At 33.9% G+C, this 13,271-nt stretch carries 14 protein-coding genes; 10 read left to right on the forward strand and 4 right to left on the reverse strand.

The features are described 5' to 3' along the window. From ON09_RS17540 to ON09_RS17565, 6 genes are all read left to right on the forward strand, one after another. On the forward strand, positions 1-865 hold an 865-nt coding region (locus ON09_RS17540; RefSeq protein WP_010602370.1), incomplete at its 5' end, for a dCTP deaminase domain-containing protein. Between the two features lie 4 nt (positions 866-869). Next, complete coding sequence (locus ON09_RS24395; protein WP_010602371.1) at positions 870-1,925, forward strand: oxidoreductase; 1,056 nt, start codon at positions 870-872, stop codon at positions 1,923-1,925. A gap of 39 nt (positions 1,926-1,964) precedes the next feature. Beyond that, the gene (tmk, locus tag ON09_RS17550; RefSeq protein ID WP_010602372.1) at positions 1,965-2,588 is read left to right on the forward strand and encodes a dTMP kinase; all 624 of its coding nucleotides are present in this window, start codon (positions 1,965-1,967) and stop codon (positions 2,586-2,588) included. Further along, a complete protein-coding gene (locus ON09_RS17555; protein WP_010602373.1) occupies positions 2,588-3,037 on the forward strand; it encodes a hypothetical protein in 450 nt (149 codons plus the stop codon). Before tmk ends, ON09_RS17555 begins: the two co-directional genes overlap by 1 nt. A 353-nt stretch (positions 3,038-3,390) precedes the next feature. After that, a complete protein-coding gene (locus tag ON09_RS17560; protein ID WP_010602374.1) occupies positions 3,391-3,912 on the forward strand; it encodes a DUF4365 domain-containing protein in 522 nt (173 codons plus the stop codon). Positions 3,913-3,915: 3 nt separating this feature from the next. Further along, complete coding sequence (locus ON09_RS17565; protein ID WP_010602375.1) at positions 3,916-4,596, forward strand: hypothetical protein; 681 nt, start codon at positions 3,916-3,918, stop codon at positions 4,594-4,596. 726 nt (positions 4,597-5,322) lie between these two features. Here the strand turns inward: ON09_RS17565 and ON09_RS17570 are convergent. The 4 genes from ON09_RS17570 to ON09_RS17585 all read right to left on the reverse strand — a co-directional run bounded on the left by ON09_RS17570 (position 5,323) and on the right by ON09_RS17585 (position 9,638). Further along, complete coding sequence (locus ON09_RS17570) at positions 5,323-5,751, reverse strand: hypothetical protein (RefSeq protein WP_010602376.1); 429 nt, start codon at positions 5,749-5,751, stop codon at positions 5,323-5,325. 68 nt (positions 5,752-5,819) lie between these two features. Next, positions 5,820-6,401 (reverse strand): hypothetical protein, encoded by a 582-nt coding sequence (locus ON09_RS17575; protein ID WP_010602377.1) that lies wholly within the window; start codon positions 6,399-6,401, stop codon positions 5,820-5,822. A 489-nt stretch (positions 6,402-6,890) separates the two neighbouring features. After that, positions 6,891-7,103: a hypothetical protein gene (locus tag ON09_RS17580; RefSeq protein WP_010602378.1), complete on the reverse strand. Its 213-nt coding sequence runs from the start codon at positions 7,101-7,103 to the stop codon at positions 6,891-6,893. 177 nt (positions 7,104-7,280) lie between these two features. Then, a complete protein-coding gene (locus ON09_RS17585; protein WP_238533723.1) occupies positions 7,281-9,638 on the reverse strand; it encodes a TonB-dependent receptor in 2,358 nt (785 codons plus the stop codon). A 263-nt stretch (positions 9,639-9,901) separates the two neighbouring features. On the opposite strand from ON09_RS17585, the gene ON09_RS17590 reads away from it, so the two are divergent. The 4 genes from ON09_RS17590 (at position 9,902) to ON09_RS24400 (ending at position 13,048) form a co-directional block, all read left to right on the forward strand. Continuing rightward, the gene (locus tag ON09_RS17590; protein ID WP_010602380.1) at positions 9,902-10,879 is read left to right on the forward strand and encodes a Gfo/Idh/MocA family protein; all 978 of its coding nucleotides are present in this window, start codon (positions 9,902-9,904) and stop codon (positions 10,877-10,879) included. Between the two features lie 111 nt (positions 10,880-10,990). Further along, positions 10,991-11,341, forward strand: coding sequence for a hypothetical protein (locus ON09_RS17595; RefSeq protein WP_010602381.1), 351 nt, complete (start codon positions 10,991-10,993; stop codon positions 11,339-11,341). 481 nt (positions 11,342-11,822) lie between these two features. Next, a complete protein-coding gene (locus ON09_RS17600) occupies positions 11,823-12,332 on the forward strand; it encodes a PPC domain-containing DNA-binding protein (protein WP_010602382.1) in 510 nt (169 codons plus the stop codon). Between the two features lie 68 nt (positions 12,333-12,400). Continuing rightward, a complete protein-coding gene (locus ON09_RS24400; protein ID WP_010602383.1) occupies positions 12,401-13,048 on the forward strand; it encodes a phosphatase PAP2 family protein in 648 nt (215 codons plus the stop codon). The last annotated feature ends 223 nt before the right edge of the window (positions 13,049-13,271 follow it).

Genomic DNA, 13,271 nt, shown 5'->3' on the forward strand with positions numbered 1-13,271 from the left:
TTTTCATTTTATTGTCAATTTTATATATTGCGGTATCTTTAATAAACTCTTAAGAATTATGGTTATAGGCTGCGAAAGCGGAACACTAAACGACATCCAAATAAATGAATTCTGTGAAAGCTCTATTTTGATTTCCAGTAATTTTGAAAAAAATAACATTAAGCAAGCCTGTTATGAATTAAGGGCTAGTAATGTTTATTATGATTTGTCGCAGAAGGCTAACAATAGAGTCGATCTTACCGAAAAACACTATGATTACATACTGATAAAACCTAAACAATCTGTTGTAATAATAACGAAAGAAAAATTAAATATTCCCCATAATTGTCTTGCCAGAATCCTTACTAAAGGGAGATTGTTTTCAATTGGACTATCACCAGTAAACACTTATGCAGACCCTGGGTTTATTGGCAGGTTGGGCATTATTTTTTTTAATATGTCAAACGATTACTTGAAAATAAAACCTGATGAAGCTATAGCGAAGATCGAATTTTCCGTATTGTCAAAACCAGTAACTAAAGCATATCATGGCCAACATGGATATGAGACAAATATCTGGCCTATCCCAGATCAATACAATTTAACAACGGAAGAAATTAAGTCTGATCCAAGAATTTTGGAAGATTATAAAGAATTGTCAAGTATATACGGAGAAAAATACACTAAAGTAACAACAAGGTTATTATCGGTTGAAAAGAGGTTATTAATTTGTATTATATGTTACGCAATATTTATTCTTACTACAGCAAGTATTTTAATTTACTTTGATAAGAAGGATATTTTAAATTCAATATTTACTTTTGTATTAGGTCTCATAGCAAGTGTTTTTTCTACTATTATAGCAATGAAAATGGAAAAAAAATAGCCTTATGTTAGAGGAGATCATAATAAAATCACATTCGATACCAAGCCCATTTTATTTTGCGCCAATAAATACTGGATTAGTGCTAGACGGCCGTCCAACTGATGATCTCATTTCATTTCATAAACGTAAGTCGAGTAAATTTGTTGGAATAAATTATGTTGGAAACATAGCTTTATCAAAAAGTCATGTAACAAATAAAAACACTTTATACATAAGTGACGATATGTCGAATTTTTCAAAACTAGCCTTTGAAATAAAAAATAGTGGTTCTCTCCCGGGAGCTCAAATAGCCTGCTATAATTCAGAATATATCCCTAATTTTAAATTTAAGCATAAAAATAAGTCAAATTATTTCGAAATTGTTAAAAATGAAGTTGCAACTCTTTCACATTTTGAGATCAATAAAATTATTGACCTATTTGCAACAGGTATTAGAAAGTTGGTCAAAAATGGTTTTTCTGTCATCCAAATACACGGCGCTCATGGTTACTTCCTAAACAGCTTTTTTAGCAAAACAATGAACAAACGCAAAGACGAATACGGCAATGATAGTTTACTTATTTTAAAAAAAATTATTGAAAAGATTTCGGATATATTACAGTATTTCATTCTGGACTTGAGAATTTCTCTTTTTGAGGAAAAAATTCTTCAAAAATTGTCTAAAGAAAATAAAACTTTCTTGAATTCACTTTATGATATAGTTGAGCTGGATATGATCAGTATCTCAAATGGTTTTTACAATGTAGACAAAAATTTAATATATCCTGGGAAAAGTTTTGGAGACAATTTCATGGTAAAAATACTTGACAATTTCCTCGATGATAAAACTGGAAAAGTTTGGAATATTTCAGGGAATATAAGGGATTTAAATTCACTTCCCCTCGATAAAAAACATATAAGTTATTCAGTTGGAAGGCCAATAATTGCTGACAATGAATTTATCAGTAAATATTTTAATGATTCAAGCACAATTAATGAGTGTACTTATGATAACAGATGTCATTACTACTCACGAGGTTTAGCTTGCATAGAATGTCCCGTTAATAAAAGTTTATTTTAGTTTATATTTGTTACCTAATTTATTTGTAGCTCCAAAAGGATGAAAAAAAATTTATTTATTGCATTTGAAGGTATTGATGGGAGTGGCAAAAGCACTCAAGTAAAGTTACTGAAAGAAAAACTTTCAAAAGATGGTCATAAGATATATAGCACGTTCGAACCTACAGACAGTCCAATTGGATCTTTGATAAGAAATATTTTTAACAGAAGAATTGAAACAGATGAAAGAGCAATTGCTAGTCTATTTGTTGCTGATAGACTAGATCATTTGCTAAATAAAACAAATGGAATCGTAAAAAAAATGCAGGAGGGTTATACTGTAATAACTGATAGGTATTATTTCTCTTCATATGCATATCATTCGGCTACAATTTCTTTAGATTGGCTAATTGAGGCAAACTCTTTAAGTGCAAACATTTTAAAGCCCGACCTCAATATTTATATTGACATTGATCCAGAAATTAGCATAGAAAGACTTAACTCTGAGAGAAGTAACATTGAAATATATGAAAATATAGAAAACTTAAAAATTGTTAGTAAGAAATATAAAGAGGCATTCGTAAGATTAGGTGCTGTTGAAAATGTTTTTTTAATCGATGGAAACAATTCGATCAATGACCTAAGTAACAAAATTTTTGATAAAGTCCAGTCAATGTCGAAGTAATGTTAGATAAATTGCGAGCTATTTTCATAGAAGAACTAATTCGATATGATGATACATGGAGAATTTTACGAAAAAGCACTTTTGTTGATTTGATCATTACAAATTATAATGAATTTGAAAATACTACTGACCAAAGAAAAATTGTAGAATTATTTAACAATTGCATCAAAATAACAATTCTTAATAGTTTTACAAATATTGATACTGATCGCAATTTAGTTCAGATACAAGCCTCATTGGGAGTTCATAACTCCTATTTAATTGACCTTTATGACTTAAACATTAAAAAAGTGAAATTAAAAATAGATAATAATTTCCTTCCGAAACAAACGATAGCTAATCAGATAAAGTACCTAAAAACCTTAGGTACTCTAGACATTGATTATGATGAAGATGTTTTTTTTATCGATTTAGCCATAAATTGTTTTAATAAATTAGAGTTATTTTAAGTATCTAAAGCTGTTACTAATTCTAAATAATCTTTATAGTTTTAATCAACATTTCTTTAGACTGGCTAAATCGTTTCTGATTACTACATGTAATTCATTGTATAGACCATTTTTTTTACGAGAAGAAATGTTGATATATATATTCTAAATTCATAATCCATGTGTAATTGCACAGACTTTATGTAATTATTGAACATATCATATCCTAGTTAAATTATTTAAACTTTTAATTGAACACTGGAATATTAAAAATATTATTAAACCAAAGAGTTTAATAACTAATTTAAGATCCTACTTTTAGTTTTTTAATCATAACTTACCTATATCATTCATATTAGCGCATACACTCTCAAATGACAATTGAACAAATTAAAGAACAGCTATCTAATAGATTTATAGGTATAATTGCCTCCTTTGCAGGGTTTTCGATTGATAAGGGAGATTTAGATCTTGGAGTTGATTTTACTCTAAAAAAGAGTTATTCTTATATCAATTCTTTGGGAAAAGTGAGACATACTTATGATGGAACTTATATAGATCTACAGTTAAAATCTACTACAGAAAATAGTGTTATCGTGGGATCCACTTCTATCAAGTACGATTTAGAGGTTAAAGCATATAATGACCTAATTGAAAGACAACTAAGCGGCAATGCACCATTAGTATTAATTCTATTCGTATTACCTTATGATCAAACTTTGTGGGTTGATATTGACAATAATGAAATTAGGCTAAGAAAAAATGCTTTCTGGTATACCCCTGCAGTTGGAGCAACTCCATCATTAAACTCTAGCACAATAAGAATTGAAATTCCAAACGATAACATTCTTGGATTGGATTTTTTTAATAACTTACACAAAAAGTTTTATCCCTAAATCATGATAGATCTAATTACATCATTCCTAATAAATAGGGAATGGACTTCTGTAAAAACAACAGATATTTTTCATGAGCTTAGACCGCCAAATGATTTAAAATTTCCTGAAGAATTTCGACTGTTCATACCAACGGACTCAAACAAATCAGATTCAAAAAGATTTTTAGATAATCTAATAGAGATAGTTGCCGAAATATATTCGTTAAATATCGAAGATCTCAACGTTATTTTTAAAAACCAAGATACTGTACTAAAAGTTAGAGTTTATGATGAGCAGACAATAAATGGTCGCATGCCTTTAAATAGATTTGAAGAATTTATTGACAAGATCAGATCAATTCTTTCTGACACAGCGAGCTTTGTTATTGATAAAGACGCTACTTCTATCCGTATTCCTGAAGAAGTCTCACGTTATCTTAACCTGTGTAATTTTATGCAAACAGAAATTGGAAGCTTTATTGCTAAAATCCAACTTCCAACAACAGAGATCATAAAAGAAAGCGAATTATTTGAACGCCAGACAATTTATTCGGAAGAAATCAATACTAAACTCAGTGAGGTTTTGAAATTTATTAATGAAGACATCTTCGAAAGTACATCAAGTATAAATGATGAGTATTTAATTGAAAACGAAAATAAAATAAATATTAAATTATTGAAGGACATAGAATCTTTTTTTTGATAAAGCCGGTATTAAAAATATTGATTTCACTTTTCATAGCATTAAAAGCACTGAGATAATAAGTAATAAAAATATAACGAAGCAAAAGCTAAACAGACTAAATCAACTAGTTGAATATGTCAAGAAATCAGAATTTCAAGTAGGAGTTTTTACACTAAAAGGTAGAATTACTGCACTTAAATCTCAAGATCCTGATGGGTTAAGGAATAGCGTCATTTTCTCTGGATTGATAGATAACATTATAGTAACTGGAACAGCGTATCTAACCAGTGAGAATTATAGAGAAGCTATAGAAGCGCATAAATTAAAACAAAACATAGAGATTACTGGACTATCAAAAAGAACAAAAACCAAAATTAAATTTACAGAAGTCACTAATTTTGTAATTGAGGACTTTTAACAAATAGGGTTCTTAGTGGATGTGGATTTTAATAATTTTCTGAAACTATATTCTTCACATGGAAACACTTTATATTAGCCCCTCCAGATGGAGTTCGCTTATAACATACTCCAACGTGTCCCAACTATGAGACTAACTTTACGTAATTCTCTTTATTTCTATTTATATCTTTTGTAAAGCATTGCGCTACTGTTTTTAAAGACATAGATAAAATGCAGCATTATTTTAAAGCGATTTAAACCATTACTTATAATATAAGCAGCCAATAGCCTCTTCGGCGAAAAGGCTTTTCTGTTTGTAGCAAATATCAGTAAATTGATCCTCTACTACTGATGTGCCTGGGCAACGATGTCTTGGGCGATTTTATTTCCATACTGCTCAAACTTTACTTTATCCTCAGCGGTCATTTTCGCTTTCAATGCTACTATTTTTTCTTTCCAGGGCGCAAATTTTTCACCCATTTCTTTGCCTATCTGTCTCATTTTAGCCTGATCTCCATCGGCTAATTTTGCTTTTTGCTGCGCTTCTTTCATTCCCTCGCTAAAATAAGAGAACCATTCTTGCGCTTCTTTTTGAATTTCGGGACTGGAAAAGGTTGGCACACCTTTCATTGCTTTATCTATATCTACTTTATTTACCTCTACTTTGGAGCTTGGCTTACTTGTAATATCTTGCGAAGCTTTTTTATCATTATTACAAGCCGTTAGTGCAACTACAGTTGCCAGCGAAAAAAGGATGGTGTTTATTGTTTTCATGATTTTTAAATTTATAAGGTATTTAAGATTGATATATTAATTTTAAGCAGCTTAGTACCCTTTTATTTCTATTTCTTTGCATGGAACTTTTCATATTTCGCGATGCATTTTTCCTGGTAATCGAAATTGATTGCATCGCCAAACGTTTCTAAAAAGGTTTTTGGATAAATGATCTCGGAATTAATAAATGTTTTTACAGTTTTGCCTTTCACTTCTCTTTTAATCACACCCAAATATTGATTGGTTATTAAATCAATACTGGACTCAAAAAGTCCTTCATTTGGGTTGTCTCTGCCAAGTTTATCGTCTGTTCTTCGCATTTGCACGAGTTGCATTTTTTTAGCTGTTTTGCTGTATTTAAACACACTGATAAAACCTGAACGATCGTAATTATTCCAAAATTCAAATCCACTTTTCGTAGCTACCAACGTATTCCCGAAATTCAGATAGTGTATTGGCTTGCTTTCAACCTTTCGGTACTGCTGACTAGATAACCGCAAAATCAAAACTTTCTTATCATCATCTATCCAAACACTATCTTTTTTGAGATCGCCATCAAAATCCTTTACAATTTTTCGAGTGGTTTGTGCAGAAACCTTGATGGTTAAAAACAGTAATAAAAAAAGAGAATGATATTTGAGTTTTTTCATAAGCGTCTTGCCTTCATTAAAGATCAGATTTATATTTTTTTATATTTCTTACTGATTGATATTTGTAAGGGAAAGCTTATTATTCGTGTGATGCGGTGAGATAAGCGTATTCCTTGAAAATCTTCCGTTACAGTTTCAAAAAATAAAAAAGGTGAGTTATAAGTTCCAAAAATTAGACAAACAGATTGATTATATGCTAATGGTGATCATCTACTGAAGTATCTTGTATAGTTCTCGGATTGAGAAGAGCTAACGCTATTGAACTTTAGGACTATAAGACTGTTCATTTGCCATTATCAGATGGCTGACCAATGAATTATTTTCTAATAGCTATATTTAAGTGTTACGGAATCATGAAAATTTATCGAGCCCCGAGTAGCCTCACACGAAAAGTGAATATTATGCATCACAACAATTTATAACCTTTTAAAATTCTCATTAAAAAAAAAGCCCCGGATAAACCGAGGCAAAACTTGCAATCATTAATTTTTAATTCAGCGTATCAATCGTATTCAGATGCGCCTCTGCTATTAAACGCTTTTCTAATTTCCTTATTCCATCAAACACCGAATGCTTCAGTGCAATTGGTGCATTTGATTCATCTACCCACTGTCTCATTCGGGAAATTTTTTCTTCAATTTCAAAAAATCTAAACTGTATTCGGGCAGTTTCTTCCACCATTTCCACAAAACTGTTTCTCATAACTTTTTAGTTTAACTCCATCCCTACGGAAGAATTTTTTAATTTAATAACGTTTTAAAGAGCTGATTGTTTTGCAATTAGCCAAATCGACCTTTCAGTAAACAAACATTATTCCACATTTACATAATAAAAAAATGCCACATGATTTCTCATGTAGCATCTTATCATTTTTTTCGGTTAGAATCGATAACCGATACTTCCAGAAAATGTTCTCGGACGCATTGGTTCAAGTGTGGTCCAACCTTTATAATATTCTTTATCGGTTAAATTATCCAGTTTCAAACCAAAAGTAAAAGCTCCTGTTGCGTATGATGCCGAAGCATTTAAAATGGTGTAAGATGGTAATGTAAATACACCTACAGTTGCGTCATTTACGATACTGTTTTCGCCAGCATAGTTTCCACCAAAGCCAAATCCTAAACCTTTAGCAGCACCATGGCTAATTTTGTAGCTTAACCACAAGTTTACCAAATCTTCAGGACCAGCGGCAACTGGTCTTCTACCTTGCACATTCGCACCTGCATTGGTCAGCTTACTTTTATTTTTAGAATAGCCTGCGATGATATTAAATCCATCGAATGGATTCGCAATAATCTGCGCTTCGAAACCTTTGCTATACTGATCACCACCCTGAGTATATTGGTTTAAGCCGGTGCTCAATACGATGTTCGAAACCTTAATATCATAATAACTCAATGATCCTGATAACTTTCCGTCAAACAAATCTGATTTAATACCTGCTTCTAATTGGTTGGCATGTTCAGGGTCGAAAGTAGTAATCACATTGGCACCACCAACTAACTGATTAATTGGCGCAACATTTTTGAAACCATTCATGTAATTACCAAACACCGATAACTGATCTTGAATTACCTGATAAACCAATCCGAATTTTGGCGACAATGCGGTTTGTCCATATCTGTTTGCTGCTGCAACACTTAAACCTGCATTTCTAAAATGATCGATACGTAAACTCGCCATGGCAGATAAAGCTGGTGTAATATTGAAAACATCAGACACATAAGCACTGTATATCGACTGCGTTGATCTGGTATTACCACCATAGCCTGCTGTGGCGATGGCATTATCTGCAGCCTGGCTGGTTAAGTTTTCAGCTGCCGGAACCAAAGGATTAACTGATCCGAAAAGCGCATAATTCGAACTATTATTGATCGAAGTGGCCAGGTAATAATCTAAGCCGGCAACGATTCTATTGCGCATATTGCCAATTTTGAAATCGCCGGTAAAGTTCTGCTGAATATCTGTTGTCTCGGTAGTAGAATTCTGGTTGGTAATGTACCTCGAGAAGATACCGTTGCCAGATACCGGAACATTATTTACCGAAGCTACCCCTTCAAATAAATAGGTGTAATAGCCTTTTGATTTTGCGGTACCTCTGGAAACAATGGTTTGTGAATTCCATTCATCAGAAATTTTATAATTCATTTGAGCCTGCACCGTAGTAACCGGATTACTCATCGAAAGTGCATTACTGGTGTAGGATTTTCTGTTATCATAACCTAAACCATCTAATGTAGTTGTTCTCAACGGATAGCTTCTGTTAAAGAAAAGCATAGTTGGGTTAGTGCCATCAGAAATTAAAAACTGGGCATTGAACAAGAACGATAATTTCTCATTCACCTTGTAAGCTAGGGATGGCGCAAAAAATCTTGATTTCCTGAAGCCTGCATCCTGAAAACTACTTTCATCGTGGTAAGCAGCATTCATTCTGAACAAAACCTTATGATCAGCATCTAACGGTGTATTTACATCAGCTGTAATTCGGTTTAGCCCGTAACTTCCGGCAGTATAGTTCACTTCTACCATTTTATTATCAAAAGGCTGTTTGGTAACGGTGTTAATCAAACCACCGTATGAAATTAAACTGCTGCCGTATAAAGTACCTGACGGGCCTTTCAAAACTTCAATTCTTTCTACGTTTGAAACATCCAGGCTTCCATTCGTTAAACCTGGTAAACCATTTACCAAAGTTGGCTGAACCGCGAAACCTCTTAGCGAGAAATAGCCTGCACCATCTCCGCCTCTACCTGATGATGACCAAAGCTTATCAATTCCAGGAGCATTTCTCAATGCGTCATCAAAATTAGTTACTAATTGATCAGCTAATAATTCTTTTGCAATAACCGAATAAACCTGTGGATTTTCTAAGTTATTCAATGGCATTTTCGAAACAAACTGACTCTCTTTTGCGAAATATTTATTTTTCTTTCCACCACTAACCACAACTTCTTTTAGCTGTTGGTTAGATGCTTGTAAGGCTAAGTCTAACACGGCGGTAGATCCTGCAGTTACTGTAACCTGACCTGATGCTGGCGCTAAGCCTACTAATCTGGCTGTAACTGTATAGGTACCAGCAGGAACATTTTTAAGTGTATAATTACCAGACTTGTCGGCCGTAGTATTTGCAATTCCTTTTATGGTCACCTCAACGGCTTCAGCAGAAGCCCCATCAGATGTTTTAATTGTTCCTTTTACTGTACCAAAATTAACCTGTGCAAGAGCTGTAATGCACATGAATAGCAATGCAAACGTTGAAAGATAAAATTTGTAAATTTTTAACATATTATTTAGAATGATTATAAACGGCAAACATACAAGAAGATGTGTCACTGAAGCAAACGTTATTTATAATGATTACAAATAATACATTACCATGACATTCACTATTTTTTGTCTTTGCCCTGTGACTTTTGAAATTGTTTTTTCTGATGTAATAAATAGGTGATCGTATTCAATAACGGCTTGCTATTGTTAACTTCGGGTTTAGATAATTGCTGATGAATACAATTAAATGGGGAATTATTGGTTGCGGCGATGTAACCGAAGTTAAAAGTGGCCCAGCTTTTAATAAAGTTCCAAACTCATCATTAGTAGCGGTGATGAGAAGAGATGCTGTTAAGGCTGAAGACTATGCCAAACGTCACCATGTGCCGAAGTGGTACGATGATGCCAGTGCATTGATTAATGATCCTGAGGTAAATGCCATTTACATTGCCACACCGCCTCTACAACATGAAGAATATACGTTGCAATCGCTGGCCGCAGGTAAGCCGGTTTATGTAGAAAAACCCATGGCGTTAAATAGCGATGCCGCTAAAAGAATGGCTGGCGCAGCTGAGCAATATGGTGTAAAATTGTGTGTAGCACATTACCGCAGAGAACAGCCATTTTTTTTGAAAATAAAAAAACTGCTGGAAGAGAAAGCGATTGGCGATATTCGGTTTGTGGATTTGAAAATGCTGCAAAGCAAAAAAGCTGATGTAATTGCAAAATCAGAACACAACTGGAGATTAGATCCAGGCATTGCCGGAGGTGGTTTATTTCACGACTTGGCACCGCATCAATTGGATTTAATGCTTTATTTTTTTGGTAATCCGATAAAATCTCATGGAGTATCGCTTAATCAGGCCACGGTAGAAGGCGTTGATGATTTGGTTAGCGGACATATTCTATTTGATACCGGTGTAATCTTTAACGGAACCTGGTGCTTCACCGTTGCTGAAGGCGAAACTAAAGACAGCTGCGAAATATATGGATCGAAGGGTAAAATCAGCTTCCCGATGTTTGGGCATCAAATTAAAATCATTACCGATGGCCAGGAAGAAACTATTGATTTTGCACCTTTAGAACATGTAGAACAACCGATGATCGAAAAGGTTGTCTCCTATTTTCTTGGTTTATCCGAAAATCCATGTAGCGGAAAGGAAGCAGTTAAAACCATGAATTTGTTAGATCGTTTTACAGAAAAAGATTAAAGAAGTTGGTTTGGTATTTACAATAATACATTGTTTCTGTAAAATTCATTTTACTTTTGTGATGCTAAATCAAAATTTCATCCGTTTGTAAAGCAAAAATCCTTCATCACTATGAAAAAATTATCTCTCATCCTATTCTTCAGCTTTGCCTCAATTATGGTAAAAGCTCAAACACTCATTTTGGCAAAAGATGCAGCGCAGTATATCGGTAAAACTATTAGTGTTTGCGATTCGGTTTATAGTACCAAGGCTTTGGATAAATTGAGTTTAATTAATCTTGGAGGTGCCTATCCAAAAGAATTATTAACCATTGTAATCAATAAGGAAGACCAGGCCAAATTCACGGCTGAACCTTCAAGTATGTATATGGGAAATAACATTTGTGTAACTGGTGTGGTGACTGAATTTAAGGGAAAACGCCAAATTATAGTGACTGATCCAAAACAAATTGTCGTAAAATAATCTTGCTTTTTGCCAGATATCCAGGTATCGTTACCCTATCCTATCTTACAATCGATCACTGTTGCAGATTAAGCCGCATTCAAAATATTCTTTGCTGCCAGTTTGCTCCTCGTTGCATCATCAAAATGATAAACTGATCAAGGTTAATAACTAAAGGGTAAATCAACCTGATTGCCTCCTCGTTTTAAGGAGGACAATTTTGGTTGGAGCGTTAAACTGGAAATATGATCTAAATATTTTCGAATCGAAGTGGAAGCCTTTTTAGTTGGCAAATAATCTATTTGCCAACCATAAAAGCATAGATATCCTTATTATCTGATGTGAAGATGGTAAATCGATTTAATTTCTCCTAACCGATTATACATAAAGCCTTTTTTCCGTGATGGAATAGGAACTTTCCTTTATGAATTTTCCAGATAATGCCGCTATCAAACCTTTCTTTTGTTTGAGATGTTACCAAAAGACACCTCAATCTATTCAGATGAAAAAAATAGCTTACTTTTCACTTTTATCACTAGTAATTTTAAGTTTTAGTTCAAAAGCACAAAGTACCAATGCCGAGACGATCAAACGATACATTAAAACCCCTACCGGTTTTTTCATGGTACTGCGACAGGGTGATGATGTATTGGCCCAGTTGGAAAACATTGCTATGATTGAAAAAATTCCAAGTGCCAGCTACTCTGGAATGGGTTTTGTAAATGCAAAATTTGGCTTTTTTAATTTTAAAACAAAAGAATACGAGCCCAAGGAATTCGATAGTGTAGAATTGGCCAGCATGAATGGTTCAATTGCATGGCAAAATGGAAAAGTTTCTCTCCATACCCACGGAACGGTAACAGGTAAAAATTTTAAGGCTTATGGTGGTCACCTATTGGCAGCAACTGTTGGTACGGGTTCCGTTGAAATCACTATTGTGGTTCATCAACAAAAATTAGAGCGGATAAAGGAAGAGCCCCTGGGCGCCAATGTATTAAATTTAGGTAATTAAGATTTTGCAAAAATCATCGCGGGCAATGCTTAGAAAATGATAGTTTTGAAAAATTCATTTTATCATCAATGCATATAAAACGCAATACCCTCCTTATCATACTTACGCTGCTGATTATCGCTTTTACCTCACTAAGCGTTTTCATCGCTGGTCATCCAATACTACAATTTGATATCAGAGCATCTCTGTTTGTTCAACAATATCAGGCAGATTGGCTAGATAAGCTGATGCTTGCCATTAGTTTTTTTGGGGAACTACCCTGGTCATTGCTTTCTGTCTTAGTGGTGGCGGCTATTTTTTACTGGCAGAAATTCAAACGCGAAGGCTTGTTTATGGCCTCGATACTGCTTTCCGGTCTAATTATCCTTGGAATAAAAAACATGATCAATCGTCCGCGTCCGACAACCTTTTATGTCCGTTTAGTAGAGGTAAACCGGTTTCAAAGCTATCCGAGCGGCCACGTACTGTCTTATGTACTTTTTTTTGGTTTCCTTATTATTTTGATGGATCGTTTGGAAACCATTCCAAAAATAACCAGAAACATAGTTACCTATTTATCTGCTTTTTTAATGATATCAATTGCACCTTCAAGAATTTATTTGGGTGCGCATTGGTTCACTGATACGCTGGGTGGTTTTTTATTGGGTTTAATATGCCTCTTTCCGCTATGTTATTTTTATTTTAAAAAAGATTCCTCACGAAGTGAAAACAATTAGGCCGCAGATCCTAGTTTTTCTTTTTTTCTGATTCTGCTTAGCGTTTCTATTCTCATTCCGAGATAGGTAGACTAAAAATTTAATGGGAATGCGGTTCTTCAGCGTTGGGTTTCCCGCTCTGAATTGATTATATCTCGCCTCTGCCGAGGGGATTCTGGATAAAATTGCCCGTTCTTGTGATAAATTGAATTGAAGCGCCAATAGTTTGCGGGCCAAAATATTC

It is taken from the genome of Pedobacter agri PB92, from assembly GCF_000258495.1.
Classification (GTDB): domain Bacteria; phylum Bacteroidota; class Bacteroidia; order Sphingobacteriales; family Sphingobacteriaceae; genus Pedobacter; species Pedobacter agri.